The sequence below is a fragment of the Morganella morganii genome, assembly GCF_041099235.1.
Classification (GTDB): domain Bacteria; phylum Pseudomonadota; class Gammaproteobacteria; order Enterobacterales; family Enterobacteriaceae; genus Morganella; species Morganella morganii_E.
This window is the reverse complement of the sequence record NZ_JBFZSO010000004.1, coordinates 234,789-253,402: the sequence shown is the minus strand read 5'-3', so window position 1 is coordinate 253,402 and position 18,614 is coordinate 234,789. Positions and strand designations below refer to the sequence as shown.

Here is an 18,614-nt window from a genome sequence, read left to right as displayed (position 1 = left end):
TGTGGCCTCTCCGTCTGACAATAACGGGTACAGCAATCAGGAACGATTTCTCCGCATTTTTGTCCTGTTCGTTTGGTCAAAATGCTTTTTTACCGGGATATTAACGATGCGTTAATTCTCTTAAAGTGTGAACGAAATCGTTTGCTTTTGTTTTTTGCGGCTATAGAATTCGTCAGATTTTTTTGGCCTGAGAAAAGCAACAGGAGGTAATTGTGTCCGGGGATAAAAATTACAGTCATGGGCCTGTGCCCATATCCGCGCGGAAAGGCGGGCTGGCATTAACCTTTGTAATGCTGGGTTTGACCTTCTTTTCCGCCAGTATGTGGACCGGAGGTGCTCTCGGTACCGGTCTCAGTTTTAATGATTTCTTCCTCGCAGTTCTTATCGGTAATCTTCTTCTTGGTGTCTACACCGCTTTTCTTGGTTTCATTGGTTCCAAAACCGGCTTAACAACCCATCTTCTCGCGCGTTACTCCTTCGGTATTAAAGGCTCCTGGCTCCCTTCATTCTTACTCGGCGGCACACAGGTCGGCTGGTTCGGTGTCGGCGTGGCCATGTTTGCCATTCCGGTCGGCAAAGCGACAGGCTGGGATATCAACTGGCTGATCGGCATCTCCGGGGTGCTGATGACTATTACCGTTTTCTTCGGCATCTCTGCGCTGACCGTACTGTCGGTGATTGCGGTCCCGGCGATTGCCATTCTCGGCAGTTACTCGGTTTACCTCGCGGTAACCGGGATGGGTGGCATGAGCGCACTGCGCGATGTTATCCCCGCACAGCCGATTGATTTTAATCTGGCGCTCGCCATGGTGGTCGGTTCGTTTATCAGTGCCGGTACGCTGACAGCAGATTTTGTCCGCTTCGGCCGCAAACCGAAAATTGCGGTGCTGGTGGCGATTATCGCGTTCTTCCTCGGTAACTCACTGATGTTTATCTTCGGTGCCGCCGGAGCTGCGTCTCTCGGTATGGCGGATATCTCTGACGTGATGATTGCTCAGGGGCTGTTATTACCGGCGATTATCGTTCTCGGTCTGAATATCTGGACCACCAATGATAACGCGCTTTATGCATCCGGTCTGGGGTTTGCCAATATCACCGGGCTTTCCAGCAAAACCTTATCTATCGTCAACGGGCTTATCGGCACACTGTGCGCCCTGTGGCTCTACAATAATTTTGTCGGCTGGCTGACCTTCTTATCCGCCGCTATCCCGCCAATCGGGGGCATTATTATTGCCGATTACCTGATGTACCGTCACCGTTATGAAACCTTTGACCGCAGCAAAATGCGTGATGTGAATGTCAGCGCACTGCTGGCCGTGGCGGCAGGCGTGATTGCCGGGCACTGGCTGCCGGGGATTGTGCCGGTGAACGCAGTTCTCGGCGGGGCATTAAGCTATGCTGTCCTCAATCCGTTACTTAACCGTCGTCGTACAACCAACCCGGAGATGACCCGTGCTTAATCAAACCGTAAAACATATTTTTAATGCCCGTCTGCCGGATCGTGATGGCCTGTGGCGTATCGACATGGATAATCAGCGCATTACCGCGATTATGCCGCAGCCGGAGGGGGAAGTACTGCCGGAGAGTCTGAACGCAGAAGGCGGCCTGGTCACCGCGCCGTTCGTTGAGCCGCATATTCACCTCGATACCACCCAGACCGCAGGGGAACCGGCGTGGAACCAGTCCGGTACCTTATTTGAAGGTATTGAACGCTGGGCGGAACGCAAAGCGCTGCTGACGCACGATGATGTGAAAACCCGTGCCTGGCAGACCCTGAAATGGCAGATTGCCAATGGCATCCAGCATGTTCGTACCCATGTTGATGTCTCTGATGCCACCCTGACCGCGCTGAAAGCGATGCTGGAAGTGAAGCAGGAAGTTGCGCCGTGGGTGGATTTACAGATTGTTGCGTTCCCGCAGGAAGGGATCATGTCCTATCCAAACGGTGAGGCACTGCTGGAAGAGGCGCTGCGTCTGGGCGCGGATGTGGCGGGGGCTATCCCGCACTTTGAATTTACCCGCGAATACGGCGTGGAATCTCTGCACAAAACCTTTGCGCTGGCACAGAAATATGACCGCCTGATCGACGTGCATTGTGATGAAATCGATGATGAACAGTCCCGTTTCGTGGAAACCGTTGCCGCGCTGGCATACCGCGAGGGAATGGGGGCGCGTGTTACCGCCAGCCACACCACAGCGATGCACTCTTATAACGGGGCTTATACCTCCCGCCTGTTCCGTCTGCTGAAAATGTCCGGCATTAACTTTGTGGCGAACCCGCTGGTGAATATTCACTTACAGGGGCGTTTCGATACGTATCCGAAGCGCCGCGGGATCACCCGTGTCAAAGAGATGCTGGCGGCGGATATTAATGTCTGCTTCGGTCACGATGATGTGTTTGACCCGTGGTATCCGCTGGGAACGGCTAATATGCTCCAGGTACTGCATATGGGGCTGCATGTCTGTCAGCTGATGGGGTACGGTCAGATTAATGACGGGCTGAAGCTGATCACGGAATACAGTGCGCGCACCCTGAACTTACAGGATTACGGCGTGGCGGAAGGCAAACGTGCCAGCCTGCTGATCCTGCCGGCGGAAAACGGGTTTGATGCCGTCCGCCGTCAGGTGCCGGTACGTTACTCTGTCCGTGACGGCCGTGTGATAGCTGAAACACAGCCTGCTGTCACACAGATCCATCTGGATAAACCGGAGACTATCCGTTACAGCCGCACACCTCGCACTGAGGATCAGGCTTAAGGTTAATGGTGCGGAACTGCATGCGCATCGCATCAAAAAGCACCACTTTTCCGCTGCTCACCTGCCCGTAGCCGGTGAGCAGTTTGATGCACTCCATCGCCTCCAGGGTGCCGATGGTGCCGACCAGCGGTGCCATCACACCCGCTTCCACACAGGTCAGACTGTTCTCCCCGAATAACCGGCTCAGGCAGCGGTAACAGGGTTCCTCCTCCTGCCAGGTAAAGACGGCAACCTGTCCTTCCATACGGATAGCGGCACCGGACACCAGCGGGATCTTCAGCTGATGACACGCGCGGTTCAGCTGTTCGCGGACGGCGACATTATCGGTGCAGTCCAGAACCACATGGTGAGACTGAATCAGAGCGGCAAGCTCATCATCATTCAGTTGTTTTGTGACAGTTTCAGTCCGGCAATGCGGATTGACCGCTTTCAGTGCAATCGCGGCGGATTCTGTTTTTGCCATACCGATGCGGGCATCGGTGTGCAGGATCTGACGCTGCAAATTGGAGAGCGACACGGTATCAAAATCCAGCAGGGTGAGATGCCCCACGCCTGCAGCTGCCAGATACTGTGCCGCCGCACAGCCCAACCCGCCGAGGCCGGTGATCAGCACCCGTCCGGCTTTCAGGGCTTCCTGACCATCAAAATCAAAGCCGCGCAGTACTATCTGACGGTTATAACGCAGCGTTTCTTCATCACTGAGCTCAATATGTCCGGGTTCAGTCGCCATCAGTCATTCTTCAGTAAATGATTAAAAAATTCGATTTCAACGGTTTCACCGGCGGCAACTGCGCCGCGCTCACGCTCGAGTACAATAAAGCAGTTGGCGAGGCTGAATGAACTGAAAATATGCGAGCCCTGATCGCCGGTGGTTTTCACCACCATCTGACCGGACTCATTCACCCCGGCAATTCCGCGCTGGAAATCCAGACGACCGGCGGATTTTTTCAGCGGCGTGGTGGTCACGGCTTTAAACCGCATCGGCGGCTGCCACTGACTGAAACCGGACAGGCGGGCGATCAGCGGCTGCACCAGCTCATAAAAGGTAACGGTGGTGGAGACCGGGTTACCCGGCAGACCGCAGAACCAGGCGTTATTCAGCTTACCGAAAGCAAACGGCTTGCCCGGTTTGATCGCCAGTTTCCAGAAATTAATTTTGCCGATCTCATCAAGAATTTGTTTGGTGTAATCCGCTTCGCCGACAGACACGCCGCCGCTGCTGATCACCAGATCAGCCTGAGCATCGGCCTTCTCAAAGGTGGCGCGCAGAATATCCGGATTATCCGGGATAACGCCGAGATCAATCACATCACAACCGAGCTTTTCCAGCATCAGACGAACCGCAAAGCGGTTGGTATCATAAATCTGTCCGTCACCCAGCGGCTGGCCGACAGCCTGCAATTCATCACCGGTGGAGAACACCGCCACTTTCAGTTTTCGCACCACGGACAGCTCCGCCAGACCCAGAGAGGCGATCAGCGGTAGTTGAGCGGCGGCCAATTTGGTACCTGCCGGTAAAACCTCACTGTGCTGCGCGATATCCTCACCAACTCGGCGGATATTCTGCCCGGCGGTAATCCCGGCGGTAAAGGTGATCCCCGCATCCGACACTTCCGCTTCTTCCTGCATCACCACGGTATCCACACCCTTGGGTACCGGTGCGCCGGTCATAATACGGACACACTGTCCGGCCGGTAATTCACCTTTAAACGGCACGCCCGCCAGAGCACGACCGGCAACCGGCAGCGGGGTTTTTCCGTCCCAATCGGACAGGCGCAGGCCGTAACCATCCATTGCGGAATTATCAAATGGCGGTACATTGATAGGCGAAATAACCGGGGTGGCAGTGATCCGCCCGGCGGCATCTGTCAGCGCGATAGTTTCAGTACCGGTGATCGCGGCCGGGGTCGCGAGCAGCTTATCCAGTGCTTCCTGTAAAGAGATTAACGAAGAGGTGTGACTTTCTGTCGGATTAGCCATGATGCTGTTTCACTCCCGGTGCCCGCAGGGCGCAGATAAAACGGATAATAAAGAGGAGAGCATTATGGCAGACTTACAGCCCGAGTTGAATGATGTGGCACAAAAGCGTGAGCAACAGATCTGATTCCGGAAGTCATTATTGCATTTTAAAGGCTTCTTTTGGTATAACGAAGTTACAAATTATTAACATATTGCATTTCATATGACGACATCTCACTCCGCCCGTCAGACAACGGCGCTTCATATTGCAGTCAGTGGTTTTCTTGCGCTGGTGGTGGCCATGGGAATAGGGCGCTTTGCTTTTACCCCGCAGGTGCCGCTGATGATTGACGAGCACCAGCTTGACCTGACAACCGCCGGTATTGTGGCTGCCTGGAATTACCTTGGTTATCTTGCCGGATCCTTTGATGCCATGCGGGCAAAACGCGGTATTGAACTGCGGCTGTGGACCGGTTTATGGGGCGCGGTGATTATCACACTGTTGTCAGCGATGATTTCCGGCGCGGTACTGCACAGTATCGCACGCTTTTTTATCGGTTGGGCAAGCGGCTGGACGCTGGTGTTAGCGGCCGCCTGGACCAATGACGCACTGGCAAAACTCAACCGTCCGGCACTGAGTGTCGCGGTTTACGGCGGCACCGGCACCGGCATTCTGTTGTGCGGACTGGCGGCCATCGGTATTCAGGGCTTATCACTGACCGCCTCACAGGGCTGGTGGATCTACGGTGCGGCAGCACTGGTATTCAGTCTGTATGTCAGCCGCTATCTGCCGCGCCCGGGGGAGCTGAGCAGCAGCAATTCCCCGCACAGTAAACCTCTGATGACCCCGAAAATCCGCCGTTTATTATGGAGCTATGCGCTGGCCGGATTCGGCTATATTCTACCTGCCACGTTTTTATCGCAAATGGCGGCAGCACGTTTCCCCGGCAGCCTGTTTGCTCAGTTTGTCTGGCCGGTATTCGGGATAGCGGCGGTCACCGGTATCGTTGCTGCGATTGCCGCGCGACGTTTTTTCACGCCACAGCGGCGGCTGGCAATCACCCTCTGGGCACAGGCTGCGGGTATTCTGGCGGCAGAAATCATGCCCGGGATCAGCGGCCTGGCGGTCAGTGCTTTTCTGGTCGGCGGCGGCCTGATGGCTGCGGTGCAACTGGCATTTCAGTGCGGGCGTGAACTGGCTCCGGAGCACGGCCGCTATATGGCCGGGCTGCTGACCACCTGGTATGCTGTCGGGCAGCTTGGCGGCCCGCTGGTATCCTCGGTCTCCGCGTATTTTACCGGCAAACTGGAACCGGCGCTGTGGGTCGCCTTTGCGGCACTGATTATCGCTGGTTTGCTGATTTTTCGTGATCGCAGTAGTTAATAATTTGAATAATATATTATAAATAAATCAGCAAGAGGATTATTCTCTCTGCTGATCTATTTGTGTGTGATTTTAAAATAAAATCCATTATTGTTTTTTAGTATTTACGCTTCACGAGAATAATGTTTTTTTTAATGCGTTGCTATGGTAAGAATATATTCTTAATCATACTAAAGAGTATATAATGAAAGACTTAATTGATTATGTTAAAAGAGCGTCTCGTAAGGTTTTTGAGATTAAATTTATCGCGATGATGAGTAGTTTAATGCTGACGCCGATAATGATATCTCATTCATCTCTGCGGATAGTTTATCCTGATAATTCAATGTGTGATGTATTTCTTGCATTTATTATTTACATTGGTTTTTTTTCATTTACCAAAACAGCATTAACTCTTCTTTTTAAATAAATAATAGGTGACTTTATGATCAAACTAAATAATTTACAGATAGCTCAAGTATCAGGTGGCGGAACAGAGCGCATGCCTGATAAAACACAGGCTAATGATGCCGGTATTGGTATGATTGCCGGTACGCTCGGAGGGCTGGCGCTTGGTGGCGGACCTGTAGGGGTAGCAGTTGGTGTAATTGGTGGTGGTTTAGCATACGCTATGTCATCTGAAAGTAACAGTCCGTACCGGCCTGAGCCTCAGATGCCAGAATATATTGATTTTAATGATATGTACTGCCCTAATCCTAATTACAATTATTATTAATATAAAGGTGTTCGTATTTTCAATGGGGATTGTTTTTATATACGCGAGTACAATGTATTACATTGTACTTTAAATTTTAATAATTGAGAGGTTAATTATGAAGGAATTAAATCAGGAACAATTAATATCTGTTTCAGGTGCCGGGATTATCGCTGCCGGAACCATTTTTGCCGGTATTGCATTTGATATCACTGCGGTGATTATGTCTGATATTACCGGCGGCCGCGAAGAGATTGTTTTTGCTGATCACCGGGATGTCTCCCGCACCCGTTATGAGATTGTATAGCGTTTTCGTCGTCCGGCGCTTTTCCGGTCATGGTGTCAGTGACTTTCGTTCCGGCTGATATCCGTAGTATTAACAGGGATTTCCGGTGCAAACTTTTCATCACCAAAACCACAAAATGAATTAACAAAACGACGTATTGCTCTAAAATAGCAGGGCGGCGGGTAGTGACCCGCCGGCGGGTGCAATACAGCACCGGGAGTCACCTGAAAAATAGTCGGAGAAGGTATGTCATCATTAAGCCGGGAAGCAGAACTTGTCCACGCCGCGCTCATCGCACGCGGGCTGGAGACACCATTGCGGGAGCAGACACTGCCGCCGGAAACCCGTAAGGTTCAGATTGAAGCGCATATGACAGAAATTATGAAGCTGCTCAATCTCGATCTGAGCGACGACAGTCTGGCAGATACCCCGAAACGTATCGCGAAGATGTATGTGGATGAAATTTTTTCAGGGCTGGATTATCACAATTTCCCGAAAATCACCCTGATTGAAAATAAAATGAAAGTGGATGAAATGGTAACAGTCCGCGATATCACGCTGACCAGCACCTGTGAACACCACTTTGTCACTATCGACGGCAAAGCCACTGTCGCGTATATCCCGAAAGATACCGTTATCGGACTGTCGAAAATTAACCGGATTGTGCAATTCTTTGCTCAGCGCCCGCAGGTGCAGGAGCGGCTGACACAACAAATTCTGCTGGCACTGCAAACACTGCTCGGCACCACCAATGTGGCGGTATCCATTGACGCGGTGCATTACTGTGTCAAAGCGCGCGGTATCCGTGATGCAACCAGTACCACGACCACCACCTCTCTGGGCGGATTATTTAAATCCAGCCAGAATACCCGCCAGGAATTCCTGCGCGCAGCTCGTCATATTTAACGGATGAATACTTCAGTCACATCTGCCTCTGCCCGTATTGATGTCCTCGATATGGTGCGGGGGCTGGCCATCCTCGGTATTTTTATTCTGAACATCGGCGGATTCGCGCTGCCGTCTGCGGCCTATCTGAACCCGCTGTACACCCCGGCAGCGTCCGCAACAGATATCGCCACCTGGGCGGTACTGAGTGTTCTGGTTCAGGGGAAATTTCTCGGCATGTTTGCACTGCTGTTCGGTGCCACTCTGATGATGCTCAGCCGTTACAGCCAGCCCTGGAATATGGCGCGGTTACTGATACTGGGAGTGATCGGGCTGCTGCATACCGCTCTGCTCTGGAGCGGGGATATCCTGCTGATGTACAGCCTGACCGGCGTGGCCGCCTGCTGGATCATCCATAATGTCTCCTCCCGCTGGTGGCTGAAGCTGGTACCGGTGCTGATCCTGACCGGATTGTTTTTACTGTTTTTCCTGTTATCGGAAGACGGTGAGCTGAAACTGCTGTACTGGCAGCCGTCGCAGGAAATGCTGGATTATGAAGTCCTGATCGCTAACACCGGTGGTATTGCCGGTATGCTGGACAGAATCAGCACCATCAGCGGCATGCTGATGATGATGGTGGTTCAGTATGGCTGGCAGTTACTGGCAATGATGCTGCTGGGCGCAACACTGATGAAAAACGGCTGGCTGAAAGGGACATATCCTCTGTCTCATTACCGGCGGCTGGCGGCGTGTCTGCTGATCCCGTCACTGCTGCTGCAGGCTGTTGTGATGTGGCTGGAATACCTGAACGGCTGGAGTATCTTCTGGATGGGCACTATCGGTTACCCGCTGGCAGATATTTTGCAGCCGGTACAGACCACCGGGCTTATCGCACTATTCTATGGTTTACAGCCACAGCTGAAGCCGGTTGCCGCCTGTTTACAGCGGGTCGGACGCACAGCACTGAGCAGCTATCTGCTGCAATCGGTGTGCGGGGTGATACTGTTTGAGTACCTCGGTTATTTCTGTCAGTTTGATCGCCTGACGCTGCTGGGCATTGTGCCGTTGATGTGGCTGATTAACATCCTGTTCTCAACCCTGTGGCTGCGTTATTTTTCTCAGGGGCCGGTGGAGTGGTTGTGGCGGCAGGCAGCCAATAAGCTGGCGGCCCGCTGAATCCGGATTATTGCGCGGCGGGTGCCGGTTGTGTGGTATCCGCCGGTTTTTCCGGTGTCACGGGTGGCTCCGGATAAAGCACATTCAGCTCTTCCGGTGTCACTGCCGGATATGACGGCACATTCTCAGGTAAGGTCTGCGGTGCCGGAATAGATTCCTGCGGGCCGAGGAAACGCGGCTCACGGTTGAGAATATATAAATCAGCCAGCGCACCCAGACGGGCAATCACTTCCCGCGCCCGGACAGTAAACATATTCTTAGGAGAGGAAACCGCGTAACAGCGTGCCTCAATGCCTTTTTCCATTGCGATATACAGCGCCCGTTCACAATGGAAGCGCTGGGTAATAATCGTAAAGCCATTGGTATCAAAGACTTTACGGGTCCGTACCACGGAGTCCAGCGTACGGAACCCGGCAAAATCGAGCACTATTTTACTGGCCGGGACCCCGGCATTCACCAGATCCTTGCGCATCGTACTCGGCTCATTGTAGCTGTGCTGGGCATTATCGCCGCTCAGCAGCAGATACTTCACCTTGCCGCTGTTGTATGCATTTACGGCACCCTGAATACGATACCGGTAATATTGGTTAATTGTCCCGTTTTTATAGTACTTAGCCGTACCGAGTACCATGCCGACTTCGCTCGGCGGCAGGTCATTGATATTTTCATAGATATAAGGCGCGGTTTTCCAGCTAATCCAGCGATCTGCCGCAATAGCCGCTGCTGCCGCCAGAATAATACCTGCCAGCATCCACAGAATGATCCGTTTCCATATCCGCGCTTTTCCCATTATTCCTGAGACCTTTATCACTATATCGTTACCATAAGGCTAAGATTACTTGAGCGGGGAAAGGCTGGCAAGGGTGAAAAAAAGAATAAAACCCGCACGGAGGCGGGTTTTCAGCGGCAGAATAGCGGTTATTCGTCAGAAAGATGTCCGGCGGTAAACACGATATTCCGGATGCCAGAAGTTACGTTCGATAGCTTCATCGAGTGCACCGTCAGAGGTCACAGTTGCGACACCCTGGATCTGTGCTTCTTTGGCAACCTGTTTGGCGATGATACGGGAGACTTTTTTGATGTCTTCGATATCCGGCAGCAGTGAGCCTTCGCCGTTAACAACCATCGGTGAACATTCCGCCAGCGCGCGGCTTGCTGCCATCATCATGCCGTCAGTGACGCGTCTGGCACCGGCGGCCAGCACACCCAGCCCAATCCCCGGGAAAATAAAGGAGTTGTTGCACTGGGAGATAGGATAGGTTTTATCCTTATAAATCACCGGATTAAACGGACTTCCGGTCGCAACCAGTGCATGACCGTCTGTCCAGGCGATAATATCTTCCGGACGGGCTTCCACACGGGAGGTCGGGTTGGACAGCGGCATGACGACCGGACGCGCACAGTTTTTGTGCATTTCTCGGATAATCTCTTCCGTAAACAGCCCCGGCTGACCGGAAACCCCGATAAGCACAGTCGGCTTCGCGTTACGGACCACATCTTCCAGTGAAATCGCATCATTCTGCACATCCCAGTCCGCAATAATGTCACTTTTGGTGATCAGTTTGCTCTGGAAATTCAACAGATTCGGCAGTTTATCGGTCAGCAGACCGAATCTGTCCACCATAAAGATACGGGCACGTGCCTGCTCTTCACTCAGACCTTCGGACTTCATCTGCGCGATAATCTGCTCGGCGATACCACACCCGGCTGAACCGGCACCCAGGAAGGCAACGGTCTGGTCTTTCAGCTGTCCGCCTGCAGCACGACTGGCGGCAATAAGGCTGCCGAGGGTGACTGACGCGGTACCCTGGATATCATCATTGAAGCAGCAGAGCTGATCGCGGTAGCGTTCCAGCAGCGGCATCGCATTTTTCTGGGCGAAATCTTCAAACTGCAACAGCACATCCGGCCAGCGGCGTTTAACGGCATTGATAAATTCATCAACAAATTCATCATACTCTTCGCCGGTAATACGCGGGTGACGCCAGCCCATATAAAGCGGGTCATTCAGGCGCTGTTGGTTATTAGTGCCGACATCCAGCACGATAGGCAGTGTATATGCCGGGCTGATGCCGCCGCAGGCGGTATACAGAGAAAGTTTACCAATCGGGATCCCCATCCCGCCGATCCCCTGGTCACCCAGACCGAGGATCCGCTCACCGTCAGTGACCACGATGACTTTTACATTCTGCTTGGTGGCATTCTGCAGCATGTCATCAATGTAAGCACGGTTCGGATAAGAGATAAACAGCCCGCGCGCGCGGCGGTAGCTGTCCGAGAAATGCTCACAGGCTGCCCCGACGGTCGGGGTGTAAATGATAGGCATCATTTCTTTGAGGTGAGCATTAAGCAGGCGGTAGAACAGCGTTTCATTCGTATCCTGAATGTTTCGCAGATAGATATGTTTGTCAGTATCGTTTTTAAAATCAGAATACTGACGATAAGCGCGTTCAGTCTGCTCTTCGATGGTCTCCACTGCTTCAGGCAGCAGGCCGTGGAGGTTGAAATTACTGCGCTCTTCTTCGGTGAAGGCGCTTCCCTTATTCAGCAGCGGAAATTCTAACAGGATAGGGCCCGCATACGGGATATATAATGCACGTTTGCTTTCGTATTCCAGTTCCATGTATGACTACTCTTTGCCAATTGACATTTTTAAGACAGGACGCACTGATCCTAAGTTATCTGAAAAATATGTACAGTAATTGTTACGAAATTAGTGATACCGATGTGTGAAAGTGAGAGGCGGGATAGATTTATATTGAGTAATCACGTAAAGGCTGATACCCGGAACCTGCGGGTATCAGCCTCAGCAAAGCAGAATCAATAGCTGAACAGAGAGATATCCTGACACCCCAGGGCGCTCAGTGTGGCAGAGGTACTTTCCCACTGTGACAGCATGGCGTTACTGCCTTCTACCAGCACGGCGCGGTGGATATCATGCAGGTCGCCGCCTGCCATATTCATAAAGATCAGCGCAGCCTGCAACGGCGGCAGTCCCGGGTTAAAGGCGGCATTTTCAATATAAGCACCGCTGTAGATGCGTCCGCGGCTGTCCTGTAATGCTACACCACTGTGGGAATGAGAATACGGTGCATGGCTGCGGTTAGCCGCCTCGAGCGCTTTTCCGACCACCGCATTGGTGGCGAGGAAATGATAACCATGATGCACCTGGTCAAATAACCGGGTTTCAATTCCCAGATCCACCGGACCGAAAGCATGCGGCAGCAGGGTTTTCAGCGGCATAGCGGCCAGTTCCGGTAACTGGATCAGCAGTTCTGTACCGCTGTTGAGTTCATTCATAAACTGACGGCAGTGGCCGCACGGCGTGTAATTGACCGTGACTTTGCGCAAACCTTTCTCGCCGCGCAGCCAGGCGTGTGTGATCGCGCTCTGTTCCGCATGTACTGTCTGTTGTAACGGCACATGGCAGAATTCCATATTGGCACCGAAATAGAGGTTACCGCTCAGTCCGTGTGCAATCGCACCCACATTAAACCGGGACACCGGAGTCACGGCACAGGCTGCGGCCAGCGGCAGCATGGCCAGCGCGAGTGCATCTTCATCAGTACCTGCGGCATTACAGAGTGCACTGACCTGTTTGGCAGATAAATATCCGGGGAAAGTATCAGCGCAAACAATGTCTGTCAGCAGGGTCTGTAGCGGGGAAGGGAGTGTGTTCAGGGCTGCATGAAAGCGGTTTTGCATAAATGACCTCCATTATCAATGAGATCATTCTAGCGGGTAGTTATACATAATGAACGTGATTTTTATCACGTTCATTATGAAACAAATGAAACGAATGTTGAATTTGCGAGATGGTGCTCAAATTTTAAGGTCAACCGAATAATGTCAGCAGCACCGGGAAGATAAACGGTGCCATCAGGGAAGTAATAATCCCGCAGGTCATTAATGCCAGTGAGCTGTATGCACCTTCCACATAATCCTCTTCCGCGCAGCGGGCGGTACCGAGGGCGTGAGAGGCTGTACCCATTGCCAGGCCGCGTGAGGCTTTGGTGGTGACCCGCAGGCGTTTGAACAGGGTATGGCCGAAAATCGCACCGAGGATCCCGACGAAAATCACACACACAGCGCTGATTGCCGCCACGCCGCCGATGGAATTGGAAACTGCAATCGCTATCGGGGTGGTGACTGACTTCGGCAGGATAGAGGCGGCTATTTCCGGTGTCGCGCCCATCATAAAGGCAACAGCAGTGCCGGTAACCATCGCAATCACACTCCCTGCAAAGCAGATGGTGATGATGGATTTCCACTGTGCGCGGATCTGATGCAGCTGTTCATACAGCGGGAATGCCAGTGCCACTACGGCAGGTTGCAGCAGATCGTTGAGGATGCGGCTGCCCTCAAAATAGTGGTTGTATGAGGTTCCGGTGAATACCAGCAGCGGAATGATAATCACGATGGAGATCAGCAGCGGGTTTAATACCGGCAGCTTAAATTTGATATAGATAGCTCTGGCGAGAAAATAGACGCCGATGGTAAGCGGGAGCGACCACCAGATATGCGTTAACATTTGCGTTTCTCTTGTTGTTCAGTGTGTTCTGCGGCGGCAACCGCGTCGGCCTCCTGTTGTTCCGGAACCGGAACATGGCGGCGGTGAATAAATTCAGAACTCAGCGCCACAGTACACATGGCGATAAAGGTACTGACGACACAGGCAACGAGGATTGGCAGCAACTGGGCGCTGAGGGTATCGTAATAGTTCATCACACCGATACCGATCGGCAGAAATAACATTGTCATGTTTTTCATTAATAAGGTGCAGCCGGGCTGGGCCCAGTGCGCCGGAATGATCTGCAGTGCGAGCAGCACAAAAAGCAGCAGCATGCCAACAATGCTGCCCGGGACGGAAAACGGCAGTAACACCGCGATAATATTGCCGGCAAACAGGCACAGATACAGGATCAGAAATGCCCGTAGATAGCGCCAGCCGGTTTCCGCTATCTGTTTTGGTTTCATGATAATGTTCCTTCTTGGATGAACCTATTCATCATACAATTAACTTTTTATTTGTGCCATAGATCACATAAAAAAACCTGCACCGGAGCGCAGGTTTTTTTCAGTTTATTGTACAGAGAAGAACTTACTTCACCTGCTGACCCGGCTGTGCACCGGAATCCGGACTGAGCAGGAAAATCTCTTTTCCGCCCGGGCCTGCGGCCATGACCATGCCTTCAGAGATCCCGAAACGCATTTTGCGTGGTGCGAGGTTGGCGACCATCACTGTCAGGCGGCCTTCCAGCGCTTTCGGATCCGGATACGCCTGGCGGATGCCGGAGAATACCTGACGGGTTTCGCCGCCGAGATCCAGTACCAGTTTCAGTAGTTTGTCAGAGCCGTCCACGAAATCGGCAGACATGATCTGTGCGATACGCATATCGACTTTGGCAAAATCATCAAAGCTGATGGTATCCGCAATCGGGTCATCTGCCAGCGGACCGCTGACCGGTTTGGCGGACATCGCTTTGATATCCTCTTTGGAAGCTTCAATCATCTCTTCCACTTTCGCCATTTCAATACGGCTGAACAGGGCTTTGAAATCCGCAATCTGATGATCCAGCAGCGGTTTGGTAATGCCGTCCAGTGTCAGTTCCTGATTCAGGAACGCTTCGCTGCGTGCCGCCAGTTCCGGCATCACCGGTTTCAGGTAGGTCATCAGCGCGCGGAACAGGTTGATACCCACGGTGCAGATGGCGTGAAGCTCATCATCTTTACCTTCCTGTTTCGCCACCACCCACGGTGCTTTCTCATCAATATAACGGTTGGCAACATCGGCCAGCGCCATGATTTCGCGGATAGCTTTGCCGAATTCACGGCTGGTGTACTCTTCGCTGATGGTTTTTTCAGCATCAACAAACTGCTGATATAACTCAGGTTCAGCCAGGGTTGCACTCAGACGGCCGTTAAAGCGTTTTTTGATAAACCCGGCGGTACGGGATGCCAGGTTGACCACTTTGTTAACGATGTCACTGTTAACACGCTGAACGAAGTCTTCCAGGTTGAGGTCGATATCATCAATACGTGAAGAGAGTTTCGCCGCGTAGTAATAGCGCAGGCTGTCTGCATTCAGGTGATTCAGATAGGTACGGGCCTGGATAAAGGTGCCGCGTGATTTGGACATCTTCGCACCGTTGACCGTCACATAGCCGTGGACAAACAGGTTGGTCGGCTTGCGGTAACCGCTGCCTTCCAGCATGGCAGGCCAGAACAGGCTGTGGAAGTACACAATATCTTTACCGATAAAGTGGTACAGATCCGCGTCAGAATCTTTCTTCCAGAACTCGTTAAAGTCGAGATCGCCGCGTTTATCACACAGGTTTTTGAATGACCCCATGTAGCCGATAGGTGCATCCAGCCAGACATAGAAGTATTTGCCCGGTGCATCCGGGATCTCAAACCCGAAATACGGTGCATCACGGCTGATATCCCACTGCTGCAGGCCGGAATCAAACCACTCCTGCATTTTGTTGGCGACCTGCTCCTGGAGTGCGCCGCTGCGGGTCCATGCCTGTAACATGTCAGCGAAGGCCGGCAGATCAAAGAAGTAGTGCTCACTTTCGCGCAGCACCGGTGTGGCACCGGAGACCACAGAGCGCGGGTTAATCAGCTCGGTCGGGCTGTAAGTCGCGCTGCACACTTCGCAGTTGTCGCCGTACTGGTCTTCCGCTTTACATTTCGGGCAGGTGCCTTTCACAAAGCGGTCCGGCAGGAACATGCCTTTTTCCGGATCATACAGCTGGGAAATGGTCCGGGTTTCAATATGGCCGTTCTTTTTCAGTGCCAGATAGATGTTCCCGGATAACACCCGGTTCTCCTCGCTGTGCGTGGAGTGGTAGTTATCAAAGCTGATGGCGAAATCAGCAAAATCTTTCTGATGCTCAACGCTCATGTTGGCGATCATCTCTTCAGGGGAGATCCCCTGCTGTTGTGCCTTGAGCATAATCGGAGTGCCGTGAGCATCGTCGGCGCAGATGAAGTGAACCTCTTTGCCGCGCATTCGCTGAAAACGGACCCAAATATCAGCCTGGATATGTTCCAGCATATGACCGAGATGGATTGAACCGTTTGCATATGGTAACGCACAGGTTACCAAAATTTTATTAGCGATCTGAGACATAGAGTATTTCACTTCCTCAAATAATAAAGGGTCTTTGATGTTAACCGATCCCGTCCACCCCTGCCAGCAGTAATCCGGCTTTGTGTGTGGTTTTCCGGACTTTTTTCTGCCGTGAACATCCGGCGATAACCCTGCTGATTGCAGGGGATTTGTTTTGTGCGGGTTTGCGCGGAATGACTAAATTAATCAGTTGGCTTCTGCTATCATTGAAGCCGATAGTTACAGGCAATAAAAACGATAAATCTAAGGAGCCGGGATGAATGCGAAATCCCCCGGGGAGATGAACCCTGAATTGCTGAACGACCAGGTCGCGCAGGTACTGGCGACATTTGAGCATCCGACACTCAAACGCAACCTGATTGCCATCAAAGCGCTGAATCACTGCGCGATGCTGGATGATGTGCTGCATGTTGAGCTGGTGATGCCGTTTGTCTGGAAGCGCCCGTTTGAAGCACTGATTGAAGCAAAAACCAAAGAATTACGCAAAGTGACCGGTGCGGCGGCGGTGGACTGGAAACTGCGTCATGATATCGCAACACTGCGCCGGGCCAATGATCTGCCGGGCATTAACGGTGTCCGCAATATTCTGGCGGTCAGCTCCGGCAAAGGCGGTGTGGGTAAATCCAGCACTGCGGTTAACCTCGCGCTGGCACTGGCGGCGGAAGGGGCGAAAGTCGGTATCCTTGATGCGGATATTTACGGCCCGTCCATCCCGAACATGCTGGGCACCACCAAAGAGCGTCCGACCTCACCGGACGGCCAGCATATGGCCCCGATTATGGCTTACGGTCTGGCCTCCAACTCTATCGGTTATCTGGTCACCGATGATAATGCTATGGTCTGGCGCGGCCCGATGGCCAGTAAAGCCCTGATGCAGATGTTACAGGATACCCTGTGGCCGGATCTGGACTATCTGGTCATCGATATGCCGCCGGGTACCGGTGATATCCAGCTGACTCTCTCACAGAACATTCCTGTCACCGGTGCGGTGGTGGTAACCACTCCGCAGGATATCGCGCTGGTGGATGCCATGAAAGGTATCGTCATGTTCAAGAAAGTGAACGTGCCGGTTCTGGGGATTGTGGAGAACATGAGTGCGCACATCTGCAGTAACTGCGGCCATGTCGAGCCGATTTTCGGCACCGGCGGGGCGGAGAAACTGGCGGAGCGCTATCACACCAAACTGCTGGGACAGGTGCCGCTGCATATTTCGCTGCGTGAAGACCTCGACCGCGGCCAGCCGACGGTGATGCGTGACCCGGACGGCGAGTTTGCGGATATCTACCGTGAGATCGCCGTAAATGTGACGGCAGAAATGTTCTGGGAAGGGGATAAAATCCCGACAGAGATCGCTTTCCGCGCTGTATAAGCGGGATTTATTTCTGCTCCGGCGTGTCCGGAAAGTCAAAAAGACCTGCACAGTGATGTGCGGGTCTTTTTTTCAGGGTGCCATAAGAGCGGTTACCCTGAAATAATGAGGCCGGATGCCCGATTCTGCTGGAATCTCGCGCCGTTACTCCCTATAATTCAGCGCCGGGCGGACACGTTTTGTTACTCACGGCCGGATAAGCACCAAAAGAGGCCGCAGCAGACCGTTTCGGTTTTTTTCTCTCCTATTTTCAAACCGGGTTATTTCAATTATGGCTGACACAGCACAGCAGCAGTGCACTATCATCGGCATCACCGGCGCATCCGCGTCAGGAAAAAGTCTGATTGCCAACACGCTTTATCACGAATTACGTGCTCAGGTGGGCGATCACAATATCGGTGTGATTCCGGAAGACTGCTACTACAAAGATCAGAGCGATGTGCCGATGGAAGAACGCATCAAGGTCAACTATGACCATCCCGGCTCTATGGATCACGAACTGCTGTTACAGCATCTGAAAACACTGAAATCCGGTAAGGCGATTCAGTTACCGCAATATGATTACGCCGAGCATACCCGCAAGCCGGAATCGGTTCTGTTCAGCCCGAAACGGGTGATTATTCTTGAGGGCATCCTGCTGCTGACAGACAAACGTCTGCGCGAGCAGATGGACTTCTCCATTTTCGTCGACACCCCGCTGGATATCTGCCTGATGCGCCGCATCCGCCGCGATGTGAATGAGCGCGGACGCACACTGGATTCGGTGATTGCACAGTACAATAAAACCGTTCGTCCGATGTACCTGCAATTTATTGAACCAACAAAACAATATGCTGATATCATAGTGCCGCGGGGCGGTAAAAACCGCGTGGCGATTGATATTCTGAAAGCCAAAATCAGTCAGTTCTGCGAGTAAGCCGCCGACAACGATTAATCCGCGTTTATCCGCCGGTGATAAACGCTGAGTTT

At 52.5% G+C, this 18,614-nt stretch carries 18 protein-coding genes; 10 read left to right on the top strand and 8 right to left on the bottom strand.

Annotated elements, in window-relative coordinates:
* Positions 1 to 212 precede the first annotated feature (212 nt).
* Both codB and AB7038_RS09575 read left to right on the top strand, forming a co-directional pair.
* Positions 213 to 1,460 (top strand): cytosine permease, encoded by a 1,248-nt coding sequence (codB, locus tag AB7038_RS09580; protein ID WP_195431531.1) that lies wholly within the window; start codon positions 213 to 215, stop codon positions 1,458 to 1,460.
* The gene (locus AB7038_RS09575; protein WP_368888754.1) at positions 1,453 to 2,757 is read left to right on the top strand and encodes a cytosine deaminase; all 1,305 of its coding nucleotides are present in this window, start codon (positions 1,453 to 1,455) and stop codon (positions 2,755 to 2,757) included. Before codB ends, AB7038_RS09575 begins: the two co-directional genes overlap by 8 nt.
* Here AB7038_RS09575 and moeB read toward each other — a convergent pair.
* Both moeB and moeA read right to left on the bottom strand, forming a co-directional pair.
* Positions 2,714 to 3,487, bottom strand: a complete 774-nt coding sequence (moeB, locus tag AB7038_RS09570; RefSeq protein ID WP_369453206.1) for a molybdopterin-synthase adenylyltransferase MoeB — start codon at positions 3,485 to 3,487, stop codon at positions 2,714 to 2,716. The genes AB7038_RS09575 and moeB overlap by 44 nt on opposite strands.
* Positions 3,487 to 4,737: a molybdopterin molybdotransferase MoeA gene (gene moeA, locus AB7038_RS09565; RefSeq protein ID WP_369453205.1), complete on the bottom strand. Its 1,251-nt coding sequence runs from the start codon at positions 4,735 to 4,737 to the stop codon at positions 3,487 to 3,489. The genes moeB and moeA overlap by 1 nt, the downstream gene beginning before the upstream one ends.
* On the opposite strand from moeA, the gene AB7038_RS09560 reads away from it, so the two are divergent.
* The 6 genes from AB7038_RS09560 (at position 4,736) to yeiB (ending at position 9,141) form a co-directional block, all read left to right on the top strand.
* Entirely contained in the window at positions 4,736 to 4,861 is a 126-nt protein-coding gene (locus tag AB7038_RS09560) for a hypothetical protein (protein ID WP_368888751.1), read from the top strand. The two genes, moeA and AB7038_RS09560, sit on opposite strands and share 2 nt — an antisense overlap.
* A gap of 78 nt (positions 4,862 to 4,939) precedes the next feature.
* A complete protein-coding gene (locus tag AB7038_RS09555; protein WP_369453204.1) occupies positions 4,940 to 6,100 on the top strand; it encodes a YbfB/YjiJ family MFS transporter in 1,161 nt (386 codons plus the stop codon).
* 424 nt (positions 6,101 to 6,524) lie between these two features.
* Positions 6,525 to 6,815 (top strand): hypothetical protein, encoded by a 291-nt coding sequence (locus AB7038_RS09550; RefSeq protein ID WP_369453203.1) that lies wholly within the window; start codon positions 6,525 to 6,527, stop codon positions 6,813 to 6,815.
* Between the two features lie 97 nt (positions 6,816 to 6,912).
* The gene (locus AB7038_RS09545; RefSeq protein WP_369453202.1) at positions 6,913 to 7,101 is read left to right on the top strand and encodes a hypothetical protein; all 189 of its coding nucleotides are present in this window, start codon (positions 6,913 to 6,915) and stop codon (positions 7,099 to 7,101) included.
* Positions 7,102 to 7,326: 225 nt separating this feature from the next.
* On the top strand, positions 7,327 to 7,986 hold the full coding sequence (gene folE / locus AB7038_RS09540) for a GTP cyclohydrolase I FolE (RefSeq protein ID WP_004235735.1): 660 nt from the start codon (positions 7,327 to 7,329) through the stop codon (positions 7,984 to 7,986).
* Positions 7,987 to 7,989: 3 nt separating this feature from the next.
* Positions 7,990 to 9,141: a DUF418 domain-containing protein YeiB gene (gene yeiB / locus AB7038_RS09535; protein ID WP_369453201.1), complete on the top strand. Its 1,152-nt coding sequence runs from the start codon at positions 7,990 to 7,992 to the stop codon at positions 9,139 to 9,141.
* A 7-nt stretch (positions 9,142 to 9,148) separates the two neighbouring features.
* Here the strand turns inward: yeiB and sanA are convergent, their stop codons facing one another.
* From sanA to metG, 6 genes are all read right to left on the bottom strand, one after another.
* Positions 9,149 to 9,916, bottom strand: a complete 768-nt coding sequence (gene sanA / locus AB7038_RS09530) for an outer membrane permeability protein SanA (protein WP_440590465.1) — start codon at positions 9,914 to 9,916, stop codon at positions 9,149 to 9,151.
* 150 nt (positions 9,917 to 10,066) lie between these two features.
* Positions 10,067 to 11,764, bottom strand: a complete 1,698-nt coding sequence (locus AB7038_RS09525; RefSeq protein WP_024474101.1) for an NAD-dependent malic enzyme — start codon at positions 11,762 to 11,764, stop codon at positions 10,067 to 10,069.
* 197 nt (positions 11,765 to 11,961) lie between these two features.
* Entirely contained in the window at positions 11,962 to 12,846 is an 885-nt protein-coding gene (gene cdd / locus AB7038_RS09520; RefSeq protein ID WP_368888745.1) for a cytidine deaminase, read from the bottom strand.
* Between the two features lie 130 nt (positions 12,847 to 12,976).
* Positions 12,977 to 13,672, bottom strand: a complete 696-nt coding sequence (locus tag AB7038_RS09515) for a CidB/LrgB family autolysis modulator (RefSeq protein WP_262861022.1) — start codon at positions 13,670 to 13,672, stop codon at positions 12,977 to 12,979.
* Entirely contained in the window at positions 13,666 to 14,118 is a 453-nt protein-coding gene (locus AB7038_RS09510; RefSeq protein WP_072871068.1) for a CidA/LrgA family protein, read from the bottom strand. The genes AB7038_RS09515 and AB7038_RS09510 overlap by 7 nt, the downstream gene beginning before the upstream one ends.
* A 124-nt stretch (positions 14,119 to 14,242) precedes the next feature.
* The gene (metG, locus tag AB7038_RS09505; RefSeq protein WP_369453199.1) at positions 14,243 to 16,276 is read right to left on the bottom strand and encodes a methionine--tRNA ligase; all 2,034 of its coding nucleotides are present in this window, start codon (positions 16,274 to 16,276) and stop codon (positions 14,243 to 14,245) included.
* A gap of 256 nt (positions 16,277 to 16,532) precedes the next feature.
* On the opposite strand from metG, the gene apbC reads away from it, so the two are divergent.
* Complete coding sequence (gene apbC, locus AB7038_RS09500) at positions 16,533 to 17,645, top strand: iron-sulfur cluster carrier protein ApbC (RefSeq protein WP_004235745.1); 1,113 nt, start codon at positions 16,533 to 16,535, stop codon at positions 17,643 to 17,645.
* A gap of 271 nt (positions 17,646 to 17,916) precedes the next feature.
* Positions 17,917 to 18,561: a uridine kinase gene (gene udk / locus AB7038_RS09495; protein ID WP_123569211.1), complete on the top strand. Its 645-nt coding sequence runs from the start codon at positions 17,917 to 17,919 to the stop codon at positions 18,559 to 18,561.
* Positions 18,562 to 18,614: the final 53 nt, after the last annotated feature.